We start from the raw sequence: 25,687 nt of genomic DNA, 5'->3' as shown, positions 1-25,687 counted from the left end.
CGAATAGGTGCCGCCTCTTACATCCGTAGCCCCGATCTGGCCCGTGTTTACATAAAGCTGCCCGCCCAGACTAAGACTGTCGGCGTTTGCCCCGGATACACTGGTGAAAAAGAGGGAGTAGCCCGTTTGCGTGGCCTTGGTCGTGGTTGCATTGCACGCAGGACCACTGACCCCAGCTAGAGTAGGGCCCGATATTTCGTTGTAGGAGAGGCAGGAGTCCAAGGCGGAAGCGTTTGCGTCCCCGATCGGCGTGGCCTGATTGTAAACCTGCGCATATACTATGCTCGGAAGCCCGACCCCAGCGATTGAAGCAACGGCAGCCCCAACGCCCAGCGCACCAACCCGCGCCTTCTTCCCAAACACCACATACATCGACGACATGCGCAGGATCGCCATGATCCGCCGCCGCACACCCTTGCCCGCCGACCGGATGCCGACCGCATTGCCGAAATGCGCGTGATTGCCGTGCCGTGCCTGCCGGCGCTCCTCATATGTCTTGTAGTTCATTTGTTACCCCTTGAACTGCGCCGCCATCTGCCGGGCGGGCGCGCTTACTTTTGCGGATTGGTGGAAGGTGCAGTTTGACCGAGGGTCGCTGCGACAAAGCCGCACAGACGCCACTGGTTGTCGCTGTCCCGATGGAAGGTGATGGTCTCGAGCCGCCCCCGGCCCACGCCGGTTTCTGCGCCGATCAACACCACGACATAGTCACCGGGCGGCGGCGCGCCGGATGCCTGCGGCTGCCCGCCGGGCACGACTTCACGCCGCACAGAGACCCAGTCCCGCCCGGTTGCCGACCCAGAGCGCGCCAGAACGTCCCTGCTCTGCGCTACAAAGGCGTCACGCCCTTGGGCAGCCTTCATGATCGGCGAAGCACCCGCGTAGATTCCGTCGAGCAGACCGTTCCCGGCCGCCTCGGAGATCTGCAAAGCCTGTGCCATGAAGTAGTTGGCTGACAACCGCGCCGGCGCTGCGGCAGCGGGCGCGGATTTGCCGCCTGCCGAACCGCCGACGCTAGCAGCCACACTAGGCGTGGACTGGTTTGCCGAACCCGTCTGCCCCAACGCCAGGGACGACAATGCAGCAAGAGGCAGCGCGAGCAAGGCCGGCCGCCAAGGTAAACGCCTCATAGGCGGTCTCTCCAATCAGGACTGAAATGGACCGGCACCAACGCGCCGGACAAAGGGCCGCAGGCGCGCAAGCAGCGCGCCATATGTGACGGGGAGGGACTGGGGTTGTGGGGCTTGGCCCCTCCCCCGCCACCGCGGCCCGAAGGCCGCGCTTCGGTTTGCGACCCGAAGATGTGTTGACCGGACGCCATGGTCACAGCGCGTTCCAGGCACAGTAGACGCCGATCCACAGCAAGCCGCTGAGCGGCAGGGCGAGCATCATGCCGCGCGCAAACCGGAACGGCTCTTCGTCCGGCCAGGAATAGGCGTCCTCCTCCTCGAAGGACTGGAACGAGAATTCAGGGTCACGGCTCATTGCGAACCCTCCCGCCTGCTGGAAAAATACTGTGGGAGCGCGCCGAAAGCGCTGACCTGTGCCGCGCCGGACCCGGTGCGTGAAGGGCCACGCCAGCTTGGCTGGGCCAGATGGGAACCGATGCCCCAATGGATCCCCGCCTCCAGCGCGCAAGCTGCACGTGCGGCGTCCTCGACACCTTCGACCACAACGGCAGGCGCAAGCGCACTGGCAAGGCTCACAATGCGGCGGAAGAGCTGCTCGTCCGGCTCGCGCGGCGCTGCCAGCCGAAGGAAAAGCGCATCAAGCGTCACCACGTCGGGCCGCAAGGCGATCAGCGTCGAGATCGCGATCTGGCCGGAGCCGAGCCCCTCCAGAACAATGCGAGCACCGCAACGGCGCAGACGGTCAGCAAACGCGACCGCCTCGCCGGCTGACACGAAGCACTGTGCGCAGTCGATCGCGATGAACAATCGACGCGCAAGCGCCCTGTCACACCCAAGCCGCGCCAGAATAGAATCCCACCAGGCCGACGAGCGGAAACTCGACGCCGAGACCGCCATGCAGACCGAGTGCGTGTTGTCGCAGCGCGCGAGATGCTCGACCGCTTGTGCGACAAGCGCCTGATCGAAAGCCTGCGCAAGACCCTGACGCTCCATCGCGCGATAGTCGGACTGACGGTCCTCGATCTGACCATCCCGCCCCGGCGCAGCGATGAAGGCACGCAGATACAGAACCGTATCGCCATCGAGCCCACAGACCGGCTGCCAGGCGAATTGCAGGCCTGCGGCGTTTAGCTCGGCATAAAGCGCTGCCGCCGCCGCCATATCGCGCACCGCACGCTCCGCCCCGAGAGCCAAAGGTGAACGAACCAGCCCAGGCAGGCGACCGCGCGCCTCCGCCAGCAAGAGATCGAAAAGCTCCCGATCTTCGCAGAAGTCGTCCGCTTCAACATAGGACCAGGACAAGCTTACATGCGCAGTCCAGCCCGGCCCCGGAATGGGCAGCCGCGCCGCTGCGGCCATCCAGGCCTCAATACGCTCGAACGGCCCTTGCCTCGGCATCAACGCTGGCACAGCGCGACCCCGCACAATCAGATCGAACTCCGCAAGGCTCCGCCCGACGACTCCACCGACCAGATCGCGCGCACTCTCAAGGCGTTGCCGAAAAAAGCCCTGCACTTCGCGGGAGACCCGCTCTGCGACAGCCGCGCCGTAGGTTTCACCAATGGCATCGAGATTATCGATCCGCACCGCAAACAGCAGAATCTCTGGAGCCGGGTCGGCACCCACTGCGGCGTTCGCTTGCGGAGCGCGAACCGATCGGCTCGCCGCCCCGCTCCAGTCATCCGTCCCGGTTGGGACCCGTTCGATACGCATTCACGCCCCCGGCTTGGAGGGCGAGTCCGCCCCCTCATGCCGACACGGAATAACTAGAACTGTTACATGGTTGGGCGATTGCGGTTTAGTCCGCGGGCCTGCCAATCAGCTGACATCCAGAACAAGGGCGCATTCCGATGCAACAGATGATCTATGGCACCAATGGCCAACGCAAATATCTCACGAACTCGGAGAGGCGGTCGTTTCTTTCCGCTGCTGCAAGGTTTGAACCGGAAACCTTGACTTTGTGCTGGGTCATTTCGGCGACGGGTTGTCGGATCTCCGAGGCGCTTTCACTTACTGCCAGCAGTATCGACCGGCATGATCGCATGATCATCATTGAGTGCCTGAAGAAGCGGCGGCGCGGGGTCTACCGCTCTGTCCCCGTACCGGCTGAATTGATCGATCTGCTCCAGGAGGTGCATGACCTTGGCGGACATATCGGCCAAGGCAAAGAGCCCGTTAAACTTTGGACCTTCTCGCGCGTTACGGCCTATCGCCGCATCCGCAAGGTTATGGAATCGGTTGACCTCAATGGCTCACACGCCATGCCGAAAGGCCTGCGCCATTGCTTTGGCGTGGCAGCCATACAGTCTCAGGTTCCGCTGAACATGGTCCAGCGCTGGCTTGGCCATGCTGATATGCGCACAACCGCCATCTATGCTGCAGCGATGGGTCCCGAAGAGAGGAACATTGCCCGTCGCATGTGGCGCATCAATGCGCTGAAAATACCCGATATTTCGCGAGAAGCCCTCAAGTAGCCCGGAAATAGGGACGATCAACCGGTCTCTTCCGCGATCCACAAGGCGTAACCCCCGCGCACGAAAGAAAACGCACGCAAAAAATGGAGAAATCGGCTATGATGCTTGCGTGCCGCAACAGAACTAGTTATTCTGTTTCAGTGTTTGTTGCATAAGCGCTTGACGCTATTGGATAATTTCCCTTCGATTCAGTTCGCAGCCTCATGCGCGATCAGGCCCGCAACCGCTCCAGACTCCGAACGTCTATTTGCCCGGTTGGTTGCAATTGAAAGAATGTCCCCGCCCAGATCAAGCTACGTATGACGCATTGCAACATCTGCGTTTCAGTCTGACAACGCTGCAGGAATGAGTCGCCGCTACGGAAATCCGCGCGGCCTGCAATTCACACCCTTATCATAACGGCTAATCTGGGCTTCAGGCGGAGCCATCGCCCGTTATTCCGATCCGCTGCAATTGCCGCGACAGCTCGATCAGCGAGTTTACACCCATCTTTTGCATCACGCGCGCGCGATGCACCTTGACGGTGTTCTCGGCCTTACCTGACATGAAAGCGACCTGCTTGTTGCGCAGGCCTCCCGCCAGCAGCAACGCAATCTCGCGTTCCGTTTCGGTGAGGCTTTCGTAAGCGGCGCGAACAGCCTCAACGTGGCTCATCTCAACCCTGGCATCCCCAAGCCGGTCGAAGGCGCCGCCAACGGCATCGATTAGAGCCTGTGAGCGAAACGGCTTGACCAGAAACTCGAACGCACCGGCCTTCATCGCTGCGACCGCATCCTCGACATCGGCACGACCGCTAATGAAGATGATCTGGATGTCCGCGCGCTGGCCAAGCTTCTGCTGCATCAGCAGGCCACTTGGGCCCTTGAGACGCAAGTCCAGGATGATGACACCGGAAGGCTCGGGTTCGGCCGCAAATAATTGATCTGCGCCCGCAAAAGCGCGCACGGCATAGCCGACCTCGGAGAGCAGGCCGACAATTTCATCGCGCATCAGCTCGTCATCCTCCACGAGAATGACCGGATGCGCGGTCCCTTGCAGCGACGCGGTCTGCGCATCACCCTTGGGTGTGATCCCTCTGTTCATGAGCCCAATTCCCGAACTCTTCGGACAACGATGCCGGTCACGGACAGCAAGGAAGCCAGCTTGTCCCCCTGCAGCGTCGCTCCCCGCTGTCCCTGCTGGACCAGCTGCCAATAAGCGGGACTGCTCACGCGGCTACCATGAGCGGGGCAGACGCGTGGCTTCCGATCGAACGAGGCATGGTGACGCTGATCCGCACGCCCCGGGCTGCGCCCTCGACCCTGATTTCGCCGCCCATCAGTTCAGCAAGCCCCTTGCAGATGGCAAGGCCAAGACCCGACCCTTCACTTGAGGCACCCGAGCCGTCGATCTGCGCAAAGCGCTGGAACATGAGCTCACGGCGTTCTGCGGGAATGCCAATGCCGTTGTCGGCAACGGTCACACGATATTGCCCGTTTTCTGCTGGCACCAGCGACAGGATGATCTGCGTCGCGCCGGAATGACGGACCGCATTGTCAAGCAAGTTGGTCAGAATCTGACCCAAGCGGTTCGCATCACCGTTTACGAGCAACGGGGCCGCTTCATCGATCTCGACCAGCAGACTTGCACCGACTGCCGTCACCTTGGGTTCAGCCAGAAGTGCTGTTTCACGCAGGAGCTGCCGAGGATCGAACGGCGCTGCCACAACCGGCAGTCTGCCCGCATCGATCCGTGAGAAGAGGAGCAGGTCGTCGAGCAGCCCGATGAGCCGTTCGCCCGCGCGGCCAAGCCGCTCGGCGCGCTGTCGGCTATCGACCGGGATTTCGGCCGACTGCGACAGGCGCGTGGCGGCGAGCGTCAGGCTGCCGAGCGGCGAGCGGATTTCATGGCTCATGTTCGCGAGCAATTCGGCCTTTGTGCGAGCGATGTCCCGAGCCTCGTCAGCCAGGCGCTCGAGCTTGCGCCGATGCCGCTTGCCGGTCACGATGACCCAGGTCAGCAGCGCCGCCAGTAACGCCGCCCAACCTCCGGCCGTCCAGAGCCAGAGCCGGCGTGCCTGGTCGCGCGCGGCAGCGCGCGCAAGATCGCGCTCAAGTTCAGCGTTGGCGAGCCGCTGACGGTCCCACCCAAAGCGTGCTCGCGCATCAGCAAGAGCGCGGGCGCGCTGGGCGTCGCTGCGGGCCACAATATGCTCATTGACTGTCTTGAGGTCCTGATAGGCTTCTCGATGGCGGCCAAGCTGCGCAAGGGCCGTTGCCCGGTTGCGCCGGATCTTGTCGGCAACCAAGCGATAGGCTGGGCCGGCAGCCTGGCTGAGAAGGTCATCGAAACGCGCAAGCGCCTTGGCTGGGGTCCCACGCGCGAGTTCGATTTCACCCAGGATATTGCCCGTATAGACCCTGGCGGCCTCGTCAGACGGGTCAAGGTGGCGTTCTGCCTGTCGGCAAGAAGCCTCTGCTGCATCAAGCTTTCCGAGCGCCAGCAATGCACCGCAGGCCCCCTGGTCGGCAGCACCCGATGGGATTCCCAGTTGGCGCGACAATTGTGCGGCTGTGAGAAACCGTTCGGCCGCGAGCGCGGGATCGCCGGATGACGCGACGCGGGCCTGCATGAACGCAGCCAGCAATTGCTGATAAGTGAAGCCGTTATTCCTCGCCCAGTCAGCGGCCTCATTTGCAAGGTCACCGGCCTGCTCGACATCGCCCGATGCGAGCGTCAGAACCGAGAGATTGACTGCGATATAGGCGGCCTGCGCCTCAAGCCTGTGCGCCTTGGCTGTCCGATAGGCTTCGCCGCCGGTTCGCATCGCATCTTCGGTTAATCCAAGCGCGCGTTGAAGGAGGGTCATGCCATTGCCAGCACAGACCGCAGCCGCACTCCCTTTAGATACCTTGGTGCGCAACCGGCCAAGTTCATCGAGCATGGATTTCAGTTCAGGCGCTGGTCGTCCGAAGGATATGGCGACAAGCTGGTCCAGCAGCTCAATCCGAAGGACAGGATCTTGTCCTGCTTCCGCCAAGCCCTCGCGTGCGGCCTTTTCGCCCTGCTCATAACGCAGCAAGCCCACAAGCGCTGCAGTACGCGCCGCCAGCAGCCAAGCTCTTTGCTCCTTCCCATCCGGCTCAGCTTTACCAAGCCGCGCAAGCGCCGCATCAATCGCTGGCAGGGCAGCCTTTGGGCTTGTATCGACGCTGGCCTGCAGGCGCTGCACCAGCGGGTCGCCACCTGCCCAGCAGGTGGCATGTGCACCGCTCGCCATTCCGACCAGGCTCACAACCGCGAGAACAGCCCGCGCGATTGCCGAACGTGCCAATATCCATGGTTGCAGCCGCGGCAACCCAAGCCTGACGGAGTTCGTGTCCTCAGAGACTGCTGAATTGATCGTCCCCACCGCAATCCCATCCCTTGCCGCCAGCCATTTACGCGGGGGACGAAAGAGCTGCTACTCGCGAACGGACACGCACCAAGAAACGAAGTAAGGCGGGCGAAGCCCGGCACGAACACCAAATCTGAGCGCATCAGGTCTAGTTCTGAGCAAAGATCCCGGAAAGCCAATACCTTGATATTGGTTACCCCCTGCCAATTCATGCCCTGACTGTTTCAAAATGGCAACGCGGGGTTTACCATAGCAATCGATCAAAATGGCCTGAGCCGTAACGGTTTTGTACCCAGGGCAGCCGCCGGTTTAGCCGGGTCGCGATGAAGGCGGGTCGCGATCCATCGCGACATCGTCGCGCAAGCGGGGCCCGAGCTCGATCCGACGATTGAGCGTCTCGACAAATCGCTCCCACCGTTCTTTGCCACTGGCCTGGGCCGCTTTGAGCGCGGCATCAGGCAAGGGCGGAGTCGTCGTCAACCAGAAGCGAATGAAGAGCGCCAGCGTCTCGTTGGAGAGTTCGACATGCCATTGAAGTCGGTCCAGCTGACGACCGAGCCGATCCAGCCGCCGGGCAAACGCGGCTTCGAGTCGCTCAGGACCATCTGGCGAGAGGTGGGAGGACAGTGCGGCCTCGATGACGGCAGCCTGCGATACACGGCGAGCTGACGCATGATCGGCGAGATGGCGAGCAAGGTCCGCCGACAAGCGAATGCTCCGCTTCACGGGCGCCTTTTTCACAGATCGATCCCGTCATCGGGGTCCAGCGACGCCGTCCGTGCCGTACCAGACATCAGCCGGTCGTTCGCGCGCCGCAGACGCGCGGCGTCCACTTCCATGTCGTCTTCGACAAAATCGAACTCGTTGACCGGCACCCGCGGCGTCGGTTCCATTTCGTCAGGCGCTTGCAGTTCAGGCTGCTGGCGTAACCCTCCATCCTCTGCAGCTGCAGCTGCCTCCGTTTCCTCGTTCCCGGAGGCAGGCGGGGATGCGCCATCACCTTGCCATCCTTCCCCTTCCCGGCTCGCCCGAGCTGGCGCTTCGCTGGACGGCGCCACAGCCTTATGATCCGACGGAACTAAGCTCCATTCGTGAGGCGCCGCCGGTTCCTCGCTTTTTGCCAAAACCGGTGGCGTCATGACCCGCCGGGCCAGGCGAGGATCTTCAAAATAGCGCGCTTTGCGACCGCGGATTGGCGCCAGGCCCGCCACCATGACGATCTCGTCTTCTGGCGGCAGCTGCATGATTTCACCGGGTGTCAGGAGCGGGCGAGCCGTTTCGCTGCGCGAGACCATCAGATGACCAAGCCATGGTGAGAGGCGGTGCCCCGCATAGTTCTTCATGGCCCGCATTTCCGTTGCGGTGCCCAAGGCTTCAGACACGCGCTTGGCGGTCCGCTCATCATTGGTCGCAAAAGCAACCCGAACATGGCAATTGTCGAGGATCGCATTGCTCGGCCCGTAAGCCTTTTCGATCTGGTTCAGTGACTGGGCAATGAGGAAGCTCTTGATCCCGTAGCCCGCCATGAAGGCCAGCGCGGATTCGAAGAAATCGAGACGGCCAAGTGCGGGAAACTCGTCAAGCATGAGGAGCAGATTCTGGCGAGGCCGCCCGCGTCGTGCATCAAGCTCCTCGGTCAGACGCCTGCCGACCTGATTGAGGATCAACCGGATGAGCGGCTTGGTTCGGCTGATGTCCGAGGGCGGAACCACGAGATAGAGCGATGTTGGCACCCTCCCCTCGACAAGATCGTCGATCCGCCAGTCCGACGCGCCCGTCACTTCCGCCACGACCGGATCACGATAGAGGCCAAGGAACGACATGGCGGTCGACAGGACGCCCGAGCGCTCATTGTCGCTCTTGTTGAGCAACTCCTGGGCGGCGGATGCCACCACCGGATGGACACCGTCCTTGCCGAGGTGGGGCGTCGACTTCATGAGATTGAGAGCCGCGGTGATTGGACGCGACGGGTCGGACAGGAAGGCCGCCACGCCAGCAAGGGTCTTGTCGGGTTCGGCGTAGAGAACGTGGAGGATAGCCCCGACGAGAAGTGCGTGGCTGGTTTTCTCCCAGTGATTGCGCTTTTCAAGCGAGCCTTCCGGGTCAACGAGCACGTCGGCGACATTCTGGACGTCGCGAACCTCCCATTTTCCGCGCCGAACCTCGAGGAGTGGATTGTAGCGCGATGAGGCGGGATTGGTGGGATCGAACAGGAGCACATGTCCGTGTGCTTTGCGAAAACCCGCGGTGAGTTGCCAGTTCTCGCCTTTGATGTCGTGAACGATGACGGATCCCGGCCAGGTCAGCAGGGTGGGTACGACAAGGCCGACGCCCTTGCCAGAACGCGTCGGGGCAAAGCACAGCACATGCTCGGGCCCGTCATGGCGCAGATAGTCCCTGCCGAACCTGCCGAGCACGACACCATCCTGGCGCAGCAGCCCGGCGCGGGCGACTTCTTCGGGAGACGCCCAGCGCGCCGAACCGTAAGTTTCCGCGCGCCGCGCTTCCCGCGCGCGCCAGACGGACATGGCAATCGCCACCACGACGGCAAGGATTCCGCCGGCGGCAGCGATCAGACCACCGGTCTCGAAAACGTGCGGGGCATAGGCATCAAATGCGAACCACCACCAGAAGAAGGACAGCGGCATATAGACAGGATAGACGCCAACGCTGAACCAGGGCGCGCCAAGTTCGGACTGGAAGCCCAAGGCGGCCGCCGTCCACTGGGTCGCCCACCAGACCGACAACAAGACGATCGTGACCACAGCGCAGATCTGACCCCACAATATCCTGGTTGCAGACATATGTGCTCCTTGAGCGGTCAATGAGCCGGCGAAGGAACGGATCAGCAAGCGGCGATGTTTGTGAGGGTAGGCTAGCGCAGAAATACAGGGCGTAGCGCAACACAACTGCGCGTAGACCTGATCTTGTCGAAACCTCGGCAAGAATTTGACGCGGGCTGCGGCTAAAGCACTCAATCCCATCCGCAAAGGTCAAACCTGAAATCGACGCGCAGGAAGACGAGTTTCTCACCAATATTTTAGTTCGCGATCCCTATCTCTTGTGCACCAGCCCCTTTAAGCCAGGACTGTCGGCACGCGGGTTGTTGGCGGGAGATGCAGGTGGATATCAGCGAGTTCAGCGACGGGGAATGGCAGGAGATCTTCGACGAACTGCGCCTGCTGGTCCAGCGTGCGGGCTACGGGGAATGGGACCGGGCGACCATCGAGTCGCTGGGCGACGATTTCGAGGACGGCGAACGTGCCCCCTTCGACCGTCTCGGCATGCTTCCGCCGCACGAACAGCTCGAACGCTACACACGCAATTTCATCAGCTTCCTGAAGCTGCGCTCCCGCCCCATCCGCGAGAAGCAAGCGGAGCGTCTGGCTGCGTTTTTGCGAACCGAAAGTGGGGCACCGGTCCGCGAGATCCAGGTTGATTTCGAGGGGCGCGATCTTCCCTTGTTCGAAGGGGACGACGATCCTGACGGGATGATCGAGGAACTGGCGATGTTCCTTAGCGAGATCAGCGGCGAGAGCACTGCCTTCTGGGACGCGGCGGCCGCCGAGGACGAAGAAGAAGGCCGTGGTCGCGACTTAGAGGGAGATGCCTGATGGCGACCCGTACGCCGACGACCGGCGCGATGAAGCGCAAGCTCAACCGCGCTTTCCAGAACCACTTGGGAATCAACACGCGCACTGCGCGCCAGTTGCTTGCGAGCGCGACACTACAGGACAAGGCCTATGAACTGGCCGCGCTCATTGAGCTCATGGCAAAGCTCAAGGCCTTCCGCCCTGGCCTGAGCTTCACCCTTGAAGCGGGAACCTCGCTCGTGTTCCGCGCCAAGGGCGGTCCGATCAATCGCGGCCAGTGGCCTTACATCCGCATTCGTGACGGGGACCGCACCGTCGGCGAGCTCTGGGTCGACATCGAGTTCGTGGCAATCAGTGCGCCCCCAAGCGCAAAACATGCAACGGGACACCTGTTCGGGCAATGCCACGAGCTCGACATCGTGCTCGTCATCCCGGGCACAGATGGCCGACCGCTGCCGCAAGAACTTCTGCTTGGGATCGAGGCCAAGCATAGGCCCTTCAACAAGGCGCTGCTGAAGGAGCTTCTCGGCGTTCGCCGCGAAATGACAATGCGCGCGTTTCCGGAATGTAGATTGCCTCAGGACTGGTGGTTCATCTGGTGGGCTAATGAACTCCCCGCGCAGCCTCCTTCCGGTCTTGTCGCATTTTGCTCGAGCAGCACCATCTCCAAATATGCGGCCCCTGCTGACTTCTGGGGCATCGAGATGGAACATGTTCCGTTCTGACCGCGTCCTGCGTCGGCGTTCGTGTGCAACTCTGCCCGCGTAAGCGCAAGCTATAGCCCGATCCCCCTGCCCTTGCCCAACGCCCAGTCGACCGACCCCGTGGGTGTCAGCGTTCCGGTGACATGCTTGCCCAAATGCGGCTCAAGCGCTGGACGCCAGGGGACCAGTTGGAAGCTCAACCCGTCGTCGATCATCGCAAAGCGCCCGGACGAAAGATCGACGCGTGCGCGATAGGTGCCGCTCACATAGGCACCGGATGCCGACGGTTGGTGCGTGAGACCTGTTTCAACCGCAATCTCATTTGCCGCTTGGGCGACGTCGCGCGCCTGTAGGGTCTCGATCAGGTTCCGTGCAAAGACGAACCCGCCTGGCTGCGCTTTCGCCAAGCCTTGCGTCTCGAGGTGGGCTGAGCGGGCCGCCAAGGCGTCTTGAACTTCATCGACGAACCCGGTGCCGGTCGCAATCGGGTCGCGAGCCAACAGCTGCCGGTCCAGCCAGGTCGCGCCGCGCGCCGTGATCTGTTCACCGAGCGAGAGGTCGCTGCGCGTGGCAAGCGACATGCGCGGTGTTCCGTTGCGATCGGCCCAGCTTCGGACTTCGACGATGCTGCCCGGTGCTGCGTCGCCTGTCAGTTCCAGATTGTCGAAGCGCAAGTGATGGGTGCGCCCGTCAGTCGCTTCGATGATGGCATAGGCTGTTCCGGAGAGTTCGTCATAATGCCCGCGTTCCGCAAGCCGGCCGATCACCGGCGCTGCAGGTGGGCCATCATGGAGCACAAATGCTGCAACATCAGGATCTCGCCCCTTTCCGGCAAAGGCACGGTGCATGGTCTTGATGATGTCCGTGCGGATCGAGAGGTCCCGCAGCGTCGCTTCGGCATCAGGTTTGATCGTCCACAGTCCTGCCCCTTCGCGCCCGGCAAGACCAAGCCGCTCGAGCTTCTCTGCCCGCCCGATCAAAAGGCGGCGTACTTCCGGATCGTCGCCGGACGACGGGCGCAAATCCGCAATGCCGGAAAGCTCCTCGGCAAGACGCTGCAGACGCCTGTCGAGGCTGGTCCAGCGATCGGCCTCGACCTCGCGCTCCAGCGCGGTCCGCAGGTCCTGTTCACTGCGTAGACCAAGCTCGATCGTAACACGCTCTTCTGCGCGCGCCCTTAGTCCCGCACGAATGTAATCGCGGTCGATAATGAGATCCCGGCCGTCGTGCGCGACACCGCGAACAAGCACATGCACGTGCGGATTGTCGGTGTTCCAGTGGTCGGTCGCGACCCAGTCGAGCTGCGTCTCCAGGTCCTGACTCATGTCCCGCATCAGTTCGCGCGTGAATGCCTTGAGATCAGCCATCTGATCCGCATCCTCCGGTGACACGATGAACCGGAAATGATGCCGGTCGTCAGCGCATCGCCCGGCGAAGGCTTCGCCATCGGCTTGATCGTTCGATGCGTCGAACAGGATGCCTTCGCGTCCATCTCGTGTGACCCCGTCACGTTTGAGATAGGCTATATGACGGGCCATGGGGGCTGCGCGAAACCTTGCGCCTTTGTGACGGACGACCCGTGCCTTGATCACAACGCGCCTGCGATGACTGCCCGCCGTCAACCGCAACTGTGCGATCCGGCCGCGACCAAGGGTGCCTGTCCCTTTGCCTCTTGCATTCCCCCGCCGGGCATAGCCCGCTCGGGCTGCCGCACGCCTGACCTGTGCGGCCAGGCTCTGCGAGCGACGCCCACTCCCCTGCCCCGCATCGCGCCCCTTTCCCGGGCGAACGCTAAAATCATTGTCGTCTGTGCTCATCTGGCCATCCAGGAGAGCGCCACCACGTAACAGACTGATAGTCCGCGATATTCCACGAAGATTGCCACCGCGTCCTGTGCAATGCCACCCGACAAAATCCAGCGACCACAACCACATAGGCGCAGCCAGGTGGCAGCCCTTTTATCTCGCCCTGCAGCCATCTCCCTTCCAGAAAGCGTGCATGGATTACCCGTGATCATTGCCAGAGCTTCGCTGCGATGCGCCATCATAGCCGGGAACCGCCAGGATCAGTCCTGCCCGGCACGGGCCACGAACAGACTGTCACCGCGCGGCCCTGCGAGACCTGCCGAGCCCGAGATCGCCTCTGGGCGGTCATTTTGTGGATCGGAAGAATTGCGCAATTCATTGCCAGACACCGTCGCGGCGCGAGACACAAACAGCTGTGCACCGCGCCACGACAACAGGTTCTGCGGCGCAATAGGTGATGGCAAGCGGTCAACCGACGGCGCCCCGCTACCCACAGAGGGGACAATCTGTGCGACATAGTTGACGGTCTCGGTCGGCAATGGTCGACCCTGAGAGCGCCATTGATCCACCCGGCCGGGGCCAGCGTTATAGGCCGCAAGCGCAGTCGGCAGATCGCCGTAGCGGTCGAACATTTCACGAAGGTAGGCGGTGCCTGCATGGATGTTGGCAGCAATGTCGAATGGATCGCTGCCAAGGCCATATCGTGCCGTCAGCCCGCTCCAGGTGGCAGGCATGAGCTGCATGAGCCCCATTGCCCCCTTTACCGAGACAGCGCGCGAATTGCCGGCACTCTCGGTTCGCATCACGCCCCAGATCCACGCTTCGGGAATACCGAAGCGGCGAGCTGCCGTTTCCACATGCGGCGCAAAATTACTGTCCGCTGAAAGACCAGCTGCGGGGCGTGCGAGCGCCAACGACATGCCCAACGGTGGACCACCGATCGCGCCCAGGACGGCCACAAGCACGATGAGGGAACGACAGGCAACAGCATGATGCGCGATTGCCTGCTGCCTTGCATGTTCGCCGCTCAACGCTCCGGCCCCTCTGTCCGGCGCGCGCGCGAGGGTGCCCGGTAGAGCAGGTGCTGATCTGCTTTGTCTGCTGACGGCACGAGATGGGCGCGCAATGGTCGCGCAAAGGTCGGGCAGTCGATCGCCACGGCAAGGTAGGATCCCCCGTCCTTGCGTGCGTGTGTCCAGGCGGCGCCAACGCTCCAGAGCGCGGTGTCAGCATCAGCGGGTTCGACGCCATAGACCTGCCAGTCCGGAGCGGTGCCTCCGGGCTCAGCACCGGTAGGAACAAGTCGCACCTGCACATCGAGGCTGATCGTTCGGATCCGCCCAACAAAGCCGGTTTTTGTCCTGACAAAGCATCCAATCTGCATGAGAATCATCCTTCTGGTAGCGGTTGGGCAGACCTGCGGGTGGAAAACCGGCGCCATGCAAGCGGCGCCGTCGGTGCATCGCGGGTCACGAGTGGCACGGCCTTGCCCAGCAGCTGCGTGGCGCCAAGCGGCCCAAAATAGCGGCTGTCGAAGCTGTCCTGCGGCCCATTGATGACGAACAGCTCGCCAGGGCGCAGCGCGCGGCACCCAGACCAGACGGGCAATGCCCGCCCCAAATGATCGCGCTCGGCGGCCTGGGCGACGGGCTTGCCATTGATCGACACGGCAGCCTCATGTCGGCAGATCACCGCACCACTCTGCGCCGCCACGCGCTTGATCAGTGGGAGCCCGAGCGGCAGATAGTGGCGCTCAGCCATGAATGCAGCCAGCGGTGCGGGCGGTACGATGGCGACATAGTCGCCAACCGTGACTGGACCATCGTACAGCACCCGATAAGCTCCGACAGGTGCGCTTGCGCCGGCGTTCCACACGATCAATGGACGTGGCCGCGGCAACGCCAGACCCGTGACAAGCGAGAGGCAGGCAAGGCCGCCGATCCATGCCGTTCGACGTCGCGAACGCGGTGTCATAGCCCGGCCGCCTTGCGCTTGAGCCATGCCTCGTGGCGTTCGGGCGTGTAGGCACGCGGCGCGTCGCCCGCGGTCAACCGGTTGTGGACGTGGCGCCAATGGTCGGGTGCGACATCGCACGCATCCACGCCTGCGGCCTCCACCGCATCGATCGCCTGAAGCACGCGCTGTACCCGCGGCCAGCCCTTGATCGAGAGAAGCAATTCACCGCCCGGTCGCACAAAGGGCACCGTGGTGTAGGCCTCCGCGCGACCGACGCAGCGCAGGATGTCGATGCGTGAGCGGACCGTGCCATAGTCACTCGCCGACCATTGCACGAAGCCAATGCACGCCCCCTCACGAAACCCCACGACACGGCTGCGCCGACTGAGGATGCGTTCGCTGGCGATGCGGCCGAAGCGGACCCAATGTTCGATCCGCTTTTCAATCCAGACCAGTTCGACCTCGGTCAGTGCCCGGTCCGGGCGCAGCCGCTGAGTGCCGGATGCGTTGTGGTCCCCGTGGTTCATGGATGCGCTCCGCAGCAAATTGGAGCGCCAGACCGCGCAGCCAATGTCTGAGCCATGCACCGCAAAAGTAGCCTTGGCCGGCTGTGCCGGGCAGGCTGGAAGACCCCGTTAGCAAGAGTCCGAAGGACTCTTTTGTTAGCACGGTTAGTAGAGCGCAAATTTCTGTTTAAACTTCTTACGCTTAGCAGCGACGGCGGTTTCCAATAGGCCGAAGCGGCGGTTTCCGATGGGCCGAGCCTTGCGGTTTCCAATAGGCCGAACGTCATGGCAGCTTATCCACAGGCTTGAGCTTAAGCCGCCGCATGGCCCGGTCAAACGGGTCGACGGGCTCGGCAACGAAGAGCAGTCGCTCACGGCCGAAGGCATGTTCGATGGCGAGCCGGTATCCGGGGAGCGCCTGCCGGTGAACGATCGACCGGACATCGAATGCGAACTGCTTGAGCGGCGAGAGCGCTCCGGATTTGAGATGGAGGTGGGCGAAATCGAAGCTCCAGCCGCCGGCCTGGTGTCCGCCATGCTTGCGCACGAGACGGTAAAGCCAGCGCTCGAGACCGCCGGTCAGCTGGAAATAGGCGCGGTCGATCGTGAGAACGAGGGAACGGTTGACGACGCCGGCATAGAACCAGTCGGGCAGGATGAGCTCGATCCCGGCCGCGCGGCCGCGCTCGTCGGTCAGTTCACGCCATTCGTTGATCCAGGAGAAGCGATGCCGCCGCCGCTGGTGTTCCTGCCGGATGGACGTGGCCACGGTTGTCGACTGAAGCCGGTCAAGCGCAGCCTTCAGCCGGTCATAGTGATCTCGCCCTGTTCCCCGGCTGGTGAAGGCAAGGATTTCATGGGGCGTGGTTGCCATGAGCCGCGAGGTCGGACGCCCTGCATCCCTGGCCTCGACGATCTGGCTGGCCGCCCAGATCAACACGTCAGCGTCCCAGATGGTCGCCATGCCATGCTCGGGCACGGCCTCGACCGAGATCCGGGTCTCGCCCATGCTGAAATCGATGGGCGTGACGCGCTTTCGCTTGGCGAGGCTGAAGAACGGCCAGGACATAAGATCCTGGGCATCGCGCGGCGACAGGTCACCTGGTATCGAGCGAAAGAGTTCGAGTTGGGCGCCCTCGGCGGAGCGTTGGATTGCACGGGCGGGCATGGCTCAGACGCCCGGCGCTAGCCGCTTGGCGGGATGGACGGTTCCTTCACCGGGATCGGAGGTAGACCTACGGGTCCCGAGCGAAGCCCAGGCCTCCAGGTCGGGAATGGCATAAACGATACGTCCGCCAAGCTGGCGATAGACAGGCCCAGTCCCGTAACAGCGGTGCTTTTCAAGCGTGCGCGGCGAGAGGCCTAGCAATGTCGCCGCTTCGGGCGTGCGCAGATAGCGCGGCCGCACGACCGCGTCCGGGTCGGGCTGCGCGAGATAACGGGGCGGCGGAGATGATTGCGGTTCGGTCACGGGCGTCCTCCTGGTCAGTGCCGGGGGCGTCGGCGCGCCCCAGCGATGGAGAGGACAGGCTTGACGGGCCGGACGCCGCCCGTGGAGGGACAGACAAAATTCGCGCGAATGTCCCTACTCGCCGCGCAGCAAGCGGCGGTAGGCGCAGGTGACCAGTTGGTCGGCTGTGGCGAGGAGGCGACGCAGCTGCTTGCGTTCGGAGGCATCGGACCAGGCTGCGGCAGAAAAGCTGGCGATGTCGCGGTCGATAAAGCGCGCGCCCAGTTGGCGCAGGGAAGCGCCTGCGCGCCGGGCATCGAAAAGGTTGAGGAGGAGGAGAAGACGCGTGCGGCGGCGGTCCGACAGATATTCAGCTTCCGGGGAAGGCGTGGTTTCTCCCCTGAGACTGCGCAGAAACCAGCTTGCGGCGTTCAACCGCACGCGCAGCCCCTGCTCGGGGGCCAGCATGACACAGCCCCAGGCATCGACCGTCGGCTCGAACCGCAAGTGCGCACGCCCCAAGCCGCGCCCGATGGTCACGTGCAGTCCGTCGGCCCCCTCCTCGCGGCTGACAATGTTGCCAAGGCGGTCGGCAATGATCGCATCATGGTGTTCGAACCCGTTGGGCGGAGGGCCGACCAGGATGGTGAACTGCAGAACGTCAGCCCGCCAGAGCTGCTGTCCGTCCGAAACAGGATGGGCCGGGTCGGCCAGGAAATCGCAGCCCCCACCGCGAAGCGGTGCGGGCGTCCTCCTCTGTTTGAGATACTCCAGGATTGCCCTGGGCCAGTGCGAAGTCGCGTTGATAATCAGGGTTCCTTCGCAGGAACTCGAAGGCAATTCCGCTGAGGTCAAACGCATCCCGAGGGCGCGAAGGATTTTCCTCGCGCCAGTCCGAAACTGGCGACATAAGCCTCCCCTCACCTGATCTTTTGAAGGCTGCTGGAACTATCCGACAAATCCGGGGGCTTCGAGTTACTCTCGACCGACAGGATTTCGGTCAGCGGGACCTTTCGCTTTCATTGCAGTTCTGGGGGGTGACTGCTGCAGAGCGGCCAGTTGCCGGTATCCCTCGGACGACATCCACCGCGCGCGCGCTAGATGGCTGTCATGGACACGCCGGGCCCGTTCAGGCTCCAGGGCTGCGTCGAGACCGAACAGGACTGCGACCACTTCTTCCCAGGAAGCAGTCGCATCGCCTGCGGCATCGAGCAGACGCAGATAGGTCTCGAGATGAGCAAGGTCGTAGGGCATAAGTTCGTTGCCCATCGGCGCTGCATCCTCAAATCGTGTATTCGTCATGCGCGCAGCTCCCGTTCGCGCTGCACAAGGTCAGTCTGAAATCCGCGTGCTCCCCCCGGCCCACACATGAGTCCCCTGACCGATATACTGCCATTTGGGCGCAGAATCACACGGAGCGTGGGACCCGATCGGTGGAAAGTGTCTGCCGAGCCAGGTGCGCAGCCCGACTTGTGCCGCAGCGGTTGTGCTAGGTCAGCGCGATTCGCGAAAGAACTCGACCGCTGCGACGCCAAGCACCTCGGCAATACGCTCAAGAGTATCGACTGTTGGCGAATTCTGCTCACGCTCCAGGTTGCCCACATAGTTGCGGTCGAGACCGGCAAGATGCGCGACTTCCTCTTGCGACAGCCCTTTGGCCAATCGCAATTTGCGCAAATTCCCGGCAACGATACCCCGAAGCGTCATCGGGGTGTCGTCGGCCTGTCCTTAGCATAGCTCCACCTAGTATAGTAGGGATTCCACCGCCCGGTGCGCGCCCAGGCGGTGGATGAGCGGTTCGATCAGTCGCCGCGGCGGGACTGCCGGTTCCACACCAGGTCGAATTCGCCTTCGTCGCCTTCGAAGAGCTGGGCGAAAATCGGGGCGATGAAGCTGGGGTCATCGAGCTTGACCGAAAGATAGGGGCGGTTGTCATTGGTGTGCTTTTGCCAAGCTGCACCAATCTCGATGTCGCCAAGGTGAACCCTGTGGGTGGGGGCGTTTCCCGATGCGGCGTCGTCAGCGACGATGCGGATCGATTTGGCCTGGAGGCCGAGTGTCATGATCTGTCCTCGCAGTTCGCCTGAGACCTTCTTGAAGCTGCCGATCTTTGCCATGTTGAAGTCCTTTCCATCTGGTCGGGCCGGCACCTTCCGGCCTCGATGCGCCTGATTGGTCGGACAGCGCCCGGTGCCGCAGCCGTCAGGCCCGCAGCATCAAGCGGAGGACGGCAGAGCTCCCACTTTCTTGGTGCGCGAGGAGCGCCGACACGGCGCGGGGAAGAAAGTGGGCGCACCGCCGTTGCGGCGGCGGGCGAGCGCTGAAAGCGCGCCTGGCCGATAGGAAGCGCATCGAGACGAGGCCGGAGGCGCCGGCCGATCCGAAGGACGACTACGTCTCAAGATCGGCAGCAGCGGTCACAGGGCGATCGCGGTTAAGAAAAACTCACGCCCTTCCCAGGTCTTTCAACCAGCTGAGCTCAGCTCCTCGCAGAAACTCCCCCACGCGCACCACCGCGGCAAGAACCGCGATCCACAGCTTGGGGAGGACAGTACCCCCAGCCCATCTCATCCGTGTTCGCCGCGCAGTCCTTCGAGCGCCGATTGTGCCGAAATGGCAGCACACAAAATGGCGACCAGACCTATGGCCAGACCGCTTTCCAGGAGGCGCCCGCCAAACGCGCGGCCCGCCACAAAGCCAGCAGTCCCAGCAGGCAAAACAAACAGGAAACCAAGCAATAGGCGACCCAGAGGCGCCCGGCATCGTCGGTATGCTGCAGAACCGACCGCCAAGACACCGAAGCCCAGACCCACGGCTGCAAACAGCGACAGCCAGCTGCCGACGCCCTGCGAGCGGAGAGCGAAGCCGAAGCTGAGCGCAACCGAGACGGGCAAGGCAACCGCCGTCAGAGAGAAGATGAAGCGAACGAGCGAGAGGGCGGCCAGAAGGCCGAGAACGATGGTCATATCGCGTCCTTGGGCATGACGAATGATCGTCGGACGCGCCCGCCACCACCTCCACAGCGCACTCTGCGCGGGCAGTCTAGCAAGGCATGTCCAACGACACCACGGTTGTTTGGGCTGGCGGGAAGGATGCTCCCCTTCATCGTTCGAAGGGGTCGTATTCGCGGACGACCATCGTGGCGTCGCCTTCAAATTCGCTGGCCGGCAGGGCGTAATAGCCATGTTCGGTACGAATAAGGGCAATCACGGTCATCAGTGTGCGGGAGAGGTTCCAGGCAAGCGACTGGGCGGTGGCAAGCGGCATATCGAAGGCTCCTGTCCGCCAGCGGAGACCATCCCCGCTCGGCAGGTGCCCCGCCGGCCGGAGCCGGACCGCAATCATCGCGCCTCAGGCGCGACCGCACGCGCATGCGTAGCGGACCCTTCACGGGTTGATTGAAGGAGGTCAGGCTTCGCGCCCAGGGACTGCACCCCAGACGAGCCGGGATGGTCTGCGCAAGGACAGGTTGGCCCCCTGTCGCTCCGCCTCTTCCTCTTACCGGCCAATCCTGGACGATCTACACCCGCTGTTGGCTGCCCGGCACGGCGCGGCTATGCCCGCAGGTGAATCACAAAGGAGAATAGTAATGAACAACAGCGACCTGGCCGATCATCTTGCTGCCGCGCACGGGCTGACCAAGGCCGATGCCCGCAAATATGTCGATGGTGTCCTGGCCGGGATCGTCGAGGCCGCAGTCCGCGGCGAGGAAGTGTCGCTGAGTGGTTTCGGCAAATTCAAGGTCAAGAACAGCCCGGCGCGCGAGGGCCGCAATCCCGCGACGGGTGCTGCCATGACGATTGCCGCGTCCAACAAGCTGACCTTCGCGCCCGCCAAGGCGGTCAAGGACAAGCTGAACGGCTAACGGCCCGGCTGCGCGGCAAGACGAGTTCGAGCTCTTGTCGGATAGCGCTCTCCTGGTTCTGATCCGCAGCCATCTGTATCGAGCGCTCCCAGCCCTCCGCTGATCGCAAAGCGCGATCCCGCGAAGGCAGGCTTTCAGATCCAGAGCCCTGAGATACCCCACGGCGCGCCAATGGCGCGCCGTGGGGTCCTTCCGCATGGATTGGCACTGGTCCAATCGCCCCGTGATTCCGGGGGGCCAGACATCATGCTCAAAATCTTGATCGCAGCAGGCGTGGGCGCATTACTAGCCGCGACACCGGCCTTTGGCGAGGATTGGGACTTCGTTTTGGTCAACGCGACCGGCAAGCGGATCACGGACGTCGAAGTCGCGCCTGCGGCCTCGGCACGCTGGCAAATGCAAAAGCGCGACCCGGAGCTGAAGCGCATGCCATTTCCAGCCGGCGCTCGTCAGAATATCAGTTTTGACCGGGATGCAAACGTCTGTCTCTTCGATATCCGGATCAAGTTTGCAGACGGCACCATGGGGCTGTGGTCCAGGATCAACGTCTGCGACAATTCCTACGTGACAATCCGGTACACAAACGGTGCCCCGTCCTTCGTTGGTAACTGAGATGCGGGCCATGCTAGCTCGGACCGGCTCCGCAGGTTTGCGGAGCCGGTCCTGCCGATCAGGCCGGGGGATTCCAGATGATCACCTTCTTCGACGGATCATCGCCGGGCGCATTGGCGATGTTGCCGTAGATCGTGCCGAACTCCGGTGCGGACAGGGAGACCGAGATGTATTCGGCGCCCGTGTTCTGGGAAAACCGCTTCCAGCCGCCGCCAAGGTCGAAGCCGTTCTTGCGGCTGATGATACGGTAGTCGGGTTCGGACTCCTTCGACTTGCGTGTATTGGGGATGATCGCAATCGGCGCCGAGACGGTCAGCGTGGCGAGCGTGCCTTCGAAGCTGTCGTCGGCCTTGACGGTGAGATTGGCGATGGTGGCCATGGTCGTAAACTCCTGATCTGGTGCGCGGGGACCATCCCCGGTGGCGCCACTCGGAAGGGCGGCGCGCCGTCGTCACCGAGCGCTCCGCGCGAGGGCGAACCCCGTATGGGGTTGACGGCACTAGGCGGGCACGCCCTGCAGGAAGGCGACAAGCAAGGGGTGGTCCTGCACTCAAGCAGGACAAAGCAGCCAAGGCGCCTGCTTCGCCCGTTCCTTCAAGGCCAACGTCGCTGCCAGAGCGCCCGGCGGTCATTCGGCACGGCAATCCGAATCGCCCTCACCCCCGCGCAAGCGCAGAGCCCTCAGATATCGCTCGCTTGCATTGCGGCTGAGACTGCGGACGATCCGGCGGAGAGCGCGAGCAAGAGCTCGGGCACGACCGCCAGGTTCCCGCTTCAACGCCCCGCAGTCCTGACGATTCTGCGCAACAACGCGGCAGGCCGGCGCGCTGACGTTGACGGCCCCAAGGGCATCTCCTCCATCATTACCGGGATCTGTCAGTGACCAGTCCAATATCAACCGTCGCCTGTCGCCATGGCCTGTTCCACACTCTCCAGGCGGACGACACCATCGGTGCCAGCATGCGCGCATACGGCGAATGGTCGGAAAGCGAGGTCCACCTCTACAAGTTGTTGCTCCGCCCGGGCGATGTGGTTGTCGAAGCTGGCGCCAACATCGGCACCCATACGGTTGCCCTTTCCCGCATCGTCGGCGCGTCAGGCAGTATCCATGCATTCGAGCCGCTCGGCATCAACCACCGCCTGCTGTCCGCCAACCTGCTTGCCAACGACTGCTTCAACGTGCGGACTTATCAGGCCGCGCTCGGGCGAGAACTCGCTTTCGCTCTTTTTCCCGATGTCGAAAGTGATCAGGCCGGCAATTTCGGCGCGCTGGGCTTCTATGCGGGGGGCGACCTGCCCAAACGGCTGTGTCCGCTCATGACGGTCGATGCGCTGGAGTTGCCCCGAGTCAACTTCCTCAAGATCGACGTCGAGGGCCATGAACGCGAGATCATCAGCGGCGCGATCGCGACAATAAGGCAGTGCCGACCGGTGGTTTATCTCGAGACGTTGAACAATCATGCCGCCTCTCTCGCGGCGGATGGACATACGGGCTGGGCGATCGAACAGCTCAAGCCCGAGGGCTACCGGTTCTGGCATCTGATCACGCCGCTCTACAACGCACAGAACTGGCAAGGGAACACCCATGATGCCTTCCCCGGCAAATGGTCGTTCGACCTGGTGTGTGTTCCGGAAGGAATGGGCGAGCTTGCAGGCCTGCCCGATGCGGAGGTCGACCGGATGCACTGCAGCGATCCCGACCAGTGGCGCAAGATTCGATTCGTGGCCAAGGGCGAGCAAGTGTCTTCGGACGCGTTGCCGCAGGAGGGCTAGCGAAGTCGGCGGCGGGCGCATTCGGTCCTTTTGAACCAGCAAGCCGCTAAAGAGCTTCGCCCGTATAGCGGCGCGCCCTGCAACGCCCTGAACTGCGGCGCCGCGAAGACGTGCTGGACGACTGGCGCCAAAGCGGCCTCAGCCGCCCCGTGCCCGGAAATCCCACACGCGGATGCCCATCTTGCGAGCCTTGTCGGCAAGGTTGTCCTGAATGCCGGTGCCTGGGAACACGATCACACCGCGTGGGCACGTCTCGAGCATGGCATCATTGCGCTTGAAGGGTGCTGCCTTGCGGTGGCGCTCCCAGTCGGGCTGAAAGGCAACCTGGGGGACGTTGCGGTCGCGCGCCCAGCATGCAGCGATGCGTTCGGCGCCGGTCGCCGTGCCGCCATGAAGCAGGATCATGTCGGCGATGTTCTCGCGCACCTTGTCGAGAACCGCATAGATGCGCTCATGATTGTTGAAATCCGCCCCGCCGGTGACAGCGATCCGCACGCCCTCGGGATTGAGCACCCGGGCGTCCTGATAGCGGCGCTTATCTGCGAACTTGCGGCTGTCCAGCACGGCGGCAGTCAGTTGCTTGCGGTTGACCATGGGACCTGAGCGCGGCAGCCAGGGCTTGCGCAGATGGGTGCGAAACTGTTCGGCGGCAGCGTCGCGGAAGAATTCCATGGTGTCGCGACGTTCGATCATCGTGATGCCTTCGGCGATCCGTCGCTCGAGCTCGACCGACTTCACCTCGCTGCCATCCTGCTCGCGCTGTAGGCGCTTTTGCGTCAGTTCGTTGTCGTCGAGTTCGCGTTCGATGCGCTCGCCGGCACGGTGGAACACGTTTACGATGCCCCAGAGCAGGTCTTCGAGATCGGGCTGGATGCGGGTGTCCTCAAGCGCCGCGACCATGCCATCGAACATGTCGGCAACGGCTCCGGCCGCAAGCCGCTCGTCGGGCAAGGGCCGCTGATCGGGTTCATCCTCGAAGGGCCGATAGCCGTATAGCTGCATTTCCTGGAGGAGATAGGCGGTCGAGCCTGGCTGGGCTTCCTGATTGTCATCAGAGGGATCAATGGGGCTGGTCATGCTATGCCTTTCGCCGTTCAGCCGCGCCTCTCGCGGCCTTCGTGGCGACGCCTTTGGCGGCACGCTTCTCGAGGCTGCACCACGCGCAGCGGGGCCGAAGCAGCGCGAAGGACGCGGCCGGCACCGCCATTTTGCTTCGCGCTGCAAAGGGCCGGCACGGACCGGCGGAAAATGGCGGTGCCGGCCGCGTTGCAGCCTTGGGGAGCTTGCCGCAGTCGCCCCACGAGAAGGCCGGGCGCGGCCAACCGCGGGCATTCCATCCGGCCCCTTCCCTTCCCGGCTGACAACTCTGCCCGGCGAACGCTCAGGCGGCTTGAGACAAGAAGTACCCGGCATCTTCGGACCGCAATTGCCCGGCCAGTGCCGCCGCCAGTGATGGTGCGCCCAAGCGGATCAGGTCGCTGTTGAAGTCATCGAGGCAGGGATGAAGCGCGATCACCTCGATAGCCGCCTGCGCTCCACGCTCGGCTAGTCGTCTGAGTGCCGAGTGTCCCGCAGCATCAGCATCGCACGCGACGTAGAGACGGCGCAGCACCGGAGGAAACAGCAGCGCGGCGAGATGGGCCGCTGAAAGTGCGGCGATCATTGGCATCGTCGGCAGGATTTCGCGTAAGGACAGCATTGTCTCGATGCCTTCCCCTGCCGCCATGACGGCACCCGCTTCCCCGAAACGGATGCCGTTGCCAAGAAGCATGCCCATCGCGCGTCTTGGCGTTGCAACCGGCGCCTTGCCCAAGCCGTCTCGGGCTAGCCAGGTACGCTGCACGCCGGTCACGCGACCACCAAGGTCGGTGACTGCGGCAACCATGGCGGGCCAGGCACGATCCGTCGCTGCATGATCAAGGTCGGAGGGACGATAGAAACAATTGGGGTGGTGTCGCACGGCGGCACCCGAAGCGACAGAGCGCAGCCCCCGCTCCCGCAGATAGGTCGCGACCGGATCGTCCGACAGCGGACGGCTCGCCGCCCAAAGGCGCCGCGCCCGCTCTGACGACGGGGTGGGAACCGCCGGTCCTGCGGGAAGGTTGCGTTGTGGGCCGCGCAACGGCAGCGAAGTGTCCGGGAGGCTGAGGAAGCGCCGTGCTTCCGCAAGGGTTTCGCCAAGACGGTGATGCCCGCAGGCCGATGCGATCAGGTCGAGAAGATCGCCGTGGTCACCGCTTTGCGCGTCGGTCCATTTGCCTGCCGCTCCCCGTCCCTCCGGACCACCGGAGAGACGGACGTAAAGGCTGCGCCCCGGCGTGTTGCGAGCATCGCCCACCAACCAGTAGCAGCCTTCGCGCCGTCCGTTCGACAGGTAGCGCCGACAGACGGTTTCGGCGTTTTCGGCAAGGCGCCGGACGAGTTCTCCAGCCCCGGTTGTCAT

30 protein-coding genes are annotated in these 25,687 nt (G+C 63.2%); 6 read left to right on the top strand and 24 right to left on the bottom strand.

Annotated elements, in window-relative coordinates:
* Positions 1-551: 551 nt before the first annotated feature.
* The 3 genes from LUA85_RS07270 to LUA85_RS07260 form a co-directional block, all read right to left on the bottom strand.
* Complete coding sequence (locus LUA85_RS07270) at positions 552-1,025, bottom strand: DUF4019 domain-containing protein (RefSeq protein ID WP_231468290.1); 474 nt, start codon at positions 1,023-1,025, stop codon at positions 552-554.
* Between the two features lie 298 nt (positions 1,026-1,323).
* Positions 1,324-1,485, bottom strand: a complete 162-nt coding sequence (locus tag LUA85_RS07265) for a hypothetical protein (RefSeq protein WP_231468288.1) — start codon at positions 1,483-1,485, stop codon at positions 1,324-1,326.
* Positions 1,482-2,843 (bottom strand): EAL domain-containing protein, encoded by a 1,362-nt coding sequence (locus tag LUA85_RS07260; protein WP_231468286.1) that lies wholly within the window; start codon positions 2,841-2,843, stop codon positions 1,482-1,484. The genes LUA85_RS07265 and LUA85_RS07260 overlap by 4 nt, the downstream gene beginning before the upstream one ends.
* A 137-nt stretch (positions 2,844-2,980) precedes the next feature.
* Here LUA85_RS07260 and LUA85_RS07255 point away from each other — a divergent pair, with 137 nt between their 5' ends.
* The gene (locus LUA85_RS07255; RefSeq protein ID WP_231468284.1) at positions 2,981-3,604 is read left to right on the top strand and encodes a tyrosine-type recombinase/integrase; all 624 of its coding nucleotides are present in this window, start codon (positions 2,981-2,983) and stop codon (positions 3,602-3,604) included.
* 414 nt (positions 3,605-4,018) lie between these two features.
* On the opposite strand, the gene LUA85_RS07250 is transcribed toward LUA85_RS07255, so the two are convergent.
* The 4 genes from LUA85_RS07250 to LUA85_RS07235 form a co-directional block, all read right to left on the bottom strand.
* Positions 4,019-4,687: a response regulator transcription factor gene (locus LUA85_RS07250; RefSeq protein WP_231468281.1), complete on the bottom strand. Its 669-nt coding sequence runs from the start codon at positions 4,685-4,687 to the stop codon at positions 4,019-4,021.
* Between the two features lie 124 nt (positions 4,688-4,811).
* Positions 4,812-6,878: an ATP-binding protein gene (locus LUA85_RS07245; protein WP_231468279.1), complete on the bottom strand. Its 2,067-nt coding sequence runs from the start codon at positions 6,876-6,878 to the stop codon at positions 4,812-4,814.
* Positions 6,879-7,289: 411 nt separating this feature from the next.
* Positions 7,290-7,706, bottom strand: a complete 417-nt coding sequence (locus LUA85_RS07240; RefSeq protein WP_231468277.1) for a CopG family transcriptional regulator — start codon at positions 7,704-7,706, stop codon at positions 7,290-7,292.
* 11 nt (positions 7,707-7,717) lie between these two features.
* The gene (locus LUA85_RS07235) at positions 7,718-9,784 is read right to left on the bottom strand and encodes a conjugal transfer protein TraG (protein WP_231468275.1); all 2,067 of its coding nucleotides are present in this window, start codon (positions 9,782-9,784) and stop codon (positions 7,718-7,720) included.
* A 318-nt stretch (positions 9,785-10,102) separates the two neighbouring features.
* On the opposite strand from LUA85_RS07235, the gene LUA85_RS07230 reads away from it, so the two are divergent.
* Together LUA85_RS07230 and LUA85_RS07225 are read left to right on the top strand one after the other, a co-directional pair.
* Positions 10,103-10,594: a hypothetical protein gene (locus LUA85_RS07230; RefSeq protein WP_231468273.1), complete on the top strand. Its 492-nt coding sequence runs from the start codon at positions 10,103-10,105 to the stop codon at positions 10,592-10,594.
* Positions 10,594-11,298, top strand: a complete 705-nt coding sequence (locus LUA85_RS07225) for a hypothetical protein (protein WP_231468271.1) — start codon at positions 10,594-10,596, stop codon at positions 11,296-11,298. The genes LUA85_RS07230 and LUA85_RS07225 overlap by 1 nt, the downstream gene beginning before the upstream one ends.
* A gap of 50 nt (positions 11,299-11,348) precedes the next feature.
* Here LUA85_RS07225 and LUA85_RS07220 read toward each other — a convergent pair whose 3' ends face one another.
* From LUA85_RS07220 to LUA85_RS07160, 14 genes are all read right to left on the bottom strand, one after another.
* Positions 11,349-13,094 (bottom strand): DUF3363 domain-containing protein, encoded by a 1,746-nt coding sequence (locus LUA85_RS07220; RefSeq protein WP_231468269.1) that lies wholly within the window; start codon positions 13,092-13,094, stop codon positions 11,349-11,351.
* A gap of 248 nt (positions 13,095-13,342) precedes the next feature.
* Positions 13,343-14,047 (bottom strand): lytic transglycosylase domain-containing protein, encoded by a 705-nt coding sequence (locus LUA85_RS07215; RefSeq protein ID WP_253073876.1) that lies wholly within the window; start codon positions 14,045-14,047, stop codon positions 13,343-13,345.
* A gap of 62 nt (positions 14,048-14,109) precedes the next feature.
* The gene (locus tag LUA85_RS07210; protein ID WP_231468266.1) at positions 14,110-14,475 is read right to left on the bottom strand and encodes a DUF736 domain-containing protein; all 366 of its coding nucleotides are present in this window, start codon (positions 14,473-14,475) and stop codon (positions 14,110-14,112) included.
* On the bottom strand, positions 14,472-15,056 hold the full coding sequence (locus tag LUA85_RS07205; protein WP_231468264.1) for a S26 family signal peptidase: 585 nt from the start codon (positions 15,054-15,056) through the stop codon (positions 14,472-14,474). The genes LUA85_RS07210 and LUA85_RS07205 overlap by 4 nt, the downstream gene beginning before the upstream one ends.
* Positions 15,053-15,565 (bottom strand): DUF2840 domain-containing protein, encoded by a 513-nt coding sequence (locus LUA85_RS07200; protein ID WP_231468262.1) that lies wholly within the window; start codon positions 15,563-15,565, stop codon positions 15,053-15,055. The genes LUA85_RS07205 and LUA85_RS07200 overlap by 4 nt, the downstream gene beginning before the upstream one ends.
* A 262-nt stretch (positions 15,566-15,827) precedes the next feature.
* Entirely contained in the window at positions 15,828-16,712 is an 885-nt protein-coding gene (locus tag LUA85_RS07195; protein WP_231468260.1) for a replication initiator protein A, read from the bottom strand.
* A gap of 3 nt (positions 16,713-16,715) precedes the next feature.
* Positions 16,716-16,952 carry an AlpA family transcriptional regulator gene (locus LUA85_RS07190; protein WP_231471793.1) on the bottom strand — a complete coding sequence of 79 codons (237 nt, stop codon included), beginning with the start codon at positions 16,950-16,952 and terminating at the stop codon, positions 16,716-16,718.
* 177 nt (positions 16,953-17,129) lie between these two features.
* Positions 17,130-17,462, bottom strand: a complete 333-nt coding sequence (locus LUA85_RS21690; RefSeq protein WP_371823711.1) for a DNA -binding domain-containing protein — start codon at positions 17,460-17,462, stop codon at positions 17,130-17,132.
* A gap of 193 nt (positions 17,463-17,655) precedes the next feature.
* Positions 17,656-17,904, bottom strand: a complete 249-nt coding sequence (locus tag LUA85_RS21685; protein WP_371823656.1) for a transcriptional regulator domain-containing protein — start codon at positions 17,902-17,904, stop codon at positions 17,656-17,658.
* A 65-nt stretch (positions 17,905-17,969) separates the two neighbouring features.
* Positions 17,970-18,296 (bottom strand): DUF2285 domain-containing protein, encoded by a 327-nt coding sequence (locus LUA85_RS07180; RefSeq protein ID WP_231468255.1) that lies wholly within the window; start codon positions 18,294-18,296, stop codon positions 17,970-17,972.
* Positions 18,297-18,488: 192 nt separating this feature from the next.
* Positions 18,489-18,701 carry a helix-turn-helix domain-containing protein gene (locus tag LUA85_RS07175; RefSeq protein ID WP_231468252.1) on the bottom strand — a complete coding sequence of 71 codons (213 nt, stop codon included), beginning with the start codon at positions 18,699-18,701 and terminating at the stop codon, positions 18,489-18,491.
* A gap of 95 nt (positions 18,702-18,796) precedes the next feature.
* The gene (locus tag LUA85_RS07170) at positions 18,797-19,111 is read right to left on the bottom strand and encodes a DUF736 domain-containing protein (RefSeq protein WP_231468250.1); all 315 of its coding nucleotides are present in this window, start codon (positions 19,109-19,111) and stop codon (positions 18,797-18,799) included.
* Positions 19,112-19,561: 450 nt separating this feature from the next.
* Positions 19,562-19,960 (bottom strand): hypothetical protein, encoded by a 399-nt coding sequence (locus LUA85_RS07165; RefSeq protein ID WP_231468249.1) that lies wholly within the window; start codon positions 19,958-19,960, stop codon positions 19,562-19,564.
* Between the two features lie 136 nt (positions 19,961-20,096).
* Positions 20,097-20,261: a hypothetical protein gene (locus tag LUA85_RS07160; RefSeq protein WP_231468247.1), complete on the bottom strand. Its 165-nt coding sequence runs from the start codon at positions 20,259-20,261 to the stop codon at positions 20,097-20,099.
* A gap of 322 nt (positions 20,262-20,583) precedes the next feature.
* Here LUA85_RS07160 and LUA85_RS07155 point away from each other — a divergent pair, with 322 nt between their 5' ends.
* Together LUA85_RS07155 and LUA85_RS07150 are read left to right on the top strand one after the other, a co-directional pair.
* Positions 20,584-20,859, top strand: a complete 276-nt coding sequence (locus LUA85_RS07155) for an HU family DNA-binding protein (protein WP_231468245.1) — start codon at positions 20,584-20,586, stop codon at positions 20,857-20,859.
* Between the two features lie 246 nt (positions 20,860-21,105).
* The gene (locus tag LUA85_RS07150; RefSeq protein ID WP_231468243.1) at positions 21,106-21,471 is read left to right on the top strand and encodes a hypothetical protein; all 366 of its coding nucleotides are present in this window, start codon (positions 21,106-21,108) and stop codon (positions 21,469-21,471) included.
* 58 nt (positions 21,472-21,529) lie between these two features.
* Here LUA85_RS07150 and LUA85_RS07145 read toward each other — a convergent pair whose 3' ends face one another.
* Positions 21,530-21,850: a DUF736 family protein gene (locus tag LUA85_RS07145; RefSeq protein ID WP_231468241.1), complete on the bottom strand. Its 321-nt coding sequence runs from the start codon at positions 21,848-21,850 to the stop codon at positions 21,530-21,532.
* Positions 21,851-22,431: 581 nt separating this feature from the next.
* Between LUA85_RS07145 and LUA85_RS07140 the strand changes: the two genes are divergently transcribed.
* Positions 22,432-23,244 carry an FkbM family methyltransferase gene (locus LUA85_RS07140; protein ID WP_231468238.1) on the top strand — a complete coding sequence of 271 codons (813 nt, stop codon included), beginning with the start codon at positions 22,432-22,434 and terminating at the stop codon, positions 23,242-23,244.
* Positions 23,245-23,382: 138 nt separating this feature from the next.
* Here the strand turns inward: LUA85_RS07140 and LUA85_RS07135 are convergent, their stop codons facing one another.
* Together LUA85_RS07135 and LUA85_RS07130 are read right to left on the bottom strand one after the other, a co-directional pair.
* Positions 23,383-24,321: a DUF2493 domain-containing protein gene (locus LUA85_RS07135; RefSeq protein WP_231468236.1), complete on the bottom strand. Its 939-nt coding sequence runs from the start codon at positions 24,319-24,321 to the stop codon at positions 23,383-23,385.
* 304 nt (positions 24,322-24,625) lie between these two features.
* The gene (locus LUA85_RS07130; protein ID WP_231471792.1) at positions 24,626-25,687 is read right to left on the bottom strand and encodes a toprim domain-containing protein; all 1,062 of its coding nucleotides are present in this window, start codon (positions 25,685-25,687) and stop codon (positions 24,626-24,628) included.

The organism is Novosphingobium sp. CECT 9465 (assembly GCF_920987055.1).
Lineage (GTDB): Bacteria > Pseudomonadota > Alphaproteobacteria > Sphingomonadales > Sphingomonadaceae > Novosphingobium.
This window is presented reverse-complemented; position numbering and strand designations above follow the sequence as displayed.

What these genes read in the sequence shown, in the direction of transcription:
- LUA85_RS07170 (WP_231468250.1), bottom strand. Translation starts at nt 19,111, where the DNA reads ATGGCAAAGATCGGCAGCTTCAAGAAGGTCTCAGGCGAACTGCGAGGA.
- LUA85_RS07220 (WP_231468269.1), bottom strand. Translation starts at nt 13,094, where the DNA reads ATGAGCACAGACGACAATGATTTTAGCGTTCGCCCGGGAAAGGGGCGC.
- LUA85_RS07250 (WP_231468281.1), bottom strand. Translation starts at nt 4,687, where the DNA reads ATGAACAGAGGGATCACACCCAAGGGTGATGCGCAGACCGCGTCGCTG.
- LUA85_RS07225 (WP_231468271.1), top strand. Translation starts at nt 10,594, where the DNA reads ATGGCGACCCGTACGCCGACGACCGGCGCGATGAAGCGCAAGCTCAAC.
- LUA85_RS07255 (WP_231468284.1), top strand. Translation starts at nt 2,981, where the DNA reads ATGCAACAGATGATCTATGGCACCAATGGCCAACGCAAATATCTCACG.
- LUA85_RS07140 (WP_231468238.1), top strand. Translation starts at nt 22,432, where the DNA reads ATGCGCGCATACGGCGAATGGTCGGAAAGCGAGGTCCACCTCTACAAG.
- LUA85_RS07160 (WP_231468247.1), bottom strand. Translation starts at nt 20,261, where the DNA reads ATGCCGCTTGCCACCGCCCAGTCGCTTGCCTGGAACCTCTCCCGCACA.
- LUA85_RS07145 (WP_231468241.1), bottom strand. Translation starts at nt 21,850, where the DNA reads ATGGCCACCATCGCCAATCTCACCGTCAAGGCCGACGACAGCTTCGAA.
- LUA85_RS07210 (WP_231468266.1), bottom strand. Translation starts at nt 14,475, where the DNA reads ATGATTCTCATGCAGATTGGATGCTTTGTCAGGACAAAAACCGGCTTT.
- LUA85_RS07195 (WP_231468260.1), bottom strand. Translation starts at nt 16,712, where the DNA reads ATGCCCGCCCGTGCAATCCAACGCTCCGCCGAGGGCGCCCAACTCGAA.
- LUA85_RS21690 (WP_371823711.1), bottom strand. Translation starts at nt 17,462, where the DNA reads ATGCTGGCCCCCGAGCAGGGGCTGCGCGTGCGGTTGAACGCCGCAAGC.
- LUA85_RS07180 (WP_231468255.1), bottom strand. Translation starts at nt 18,296, where the DNA reads ATGACGAATACACGATTTGAGGATGCAGCGCCGATGGGCAACGAACTT.
- LUA85_RS07175 (WP_231468252.1), bottom strand. Translation starts at nt 18,701, where the DNA reads ATGACGCTTCGGGGTATCGTTGCCGGGAATTTGCGCAAATTGCGATTG.
- LUA85_RS07165 (WP_231468249.1), bottom strand. Translation starts at nt 19,960, where the DNA reads ATGACCATCGTTCTCGGCCTTCTGGCCGCCCTCTCGCTCGTTCGCTTC.
- LUA85_RS07265 (WP_231468288.1), bottom strand. Translation starts at nt 1,485, where the DNA reads ATGAGCCGTGACCCTGAATTCTCGTTCCAGTCCTTCGAGGAGGAGGAC.
- LUA85_RS21685 (WP_371823656.1), bottom strand. Translation starts at nt 17,904, where the DNA reads ATGTCGCCAGTTTCGGACTGGCGCGAGGAAAATCCTTCGCGCCCTCGG.
- LUA85_RS07235 (WP_231468275.1), bottom strand. Translation starts at nt 9,784, where the DNA reads ATGTCTGCAACCAGGATATTGTGGGGTCAGATCTGCGCTGTGGTCACG.
- LUA85_RS07205 (WP_231468264.1), bottom strand. Translation starts at nt 15,056, where the DNA reads ATGACACCGCGTTCGCGACGTCGAACGGCATGGATCGGCGGCCTTGCC.
- LUA85_RS07200 (WP_231468262.1), bottom strand. Translation starts at nt 15,565, where the DNA reads ATGAACCACGGGGACCACAACGCATCCGGCACTCAGCGGCTGCGCCCG.
- LUA85_RS07130 (WP_231471792.1), bottom strand. Translation starts at nt 25,687, where the DNA reads ATGACAACCGGGGCTGGAGAACTCGTCCGGCGCCTTGCCGAAAACGCC.
- LUA85_RS07150 (WP_231468243.1), top strand. Translation starts at nt 21,106, where the DNA reads ATGCTCAAAATCTTGATCGCAGCAGGCGTGGGCGCATTACTAGCCGCG.
- LUA85_RS07260 (WP_231468286.1), bottom strand. Translation starts at nt 2,843, where the DNA reads ATGCGTATCGAACGGGTCCCAACCGGGACGGATGACTGGAGCGGGGCG.
- LUA85_RS07135 (WP_231468236.1), bottom strand. Translation starts at nt 24,321, where the DNA reads ATGACCAGCCCCATTGATCCCTCTGATGACAATCAGGAAGCCCAGCCA.
- LUA85_RS07155 (WP_231468245.1), top strand. Translation starts at nt 20,584, where the DNA reads ATGAACAACAGCGACCTGGCCGATCATCTTGCTGCCGCGCACGGGCTG.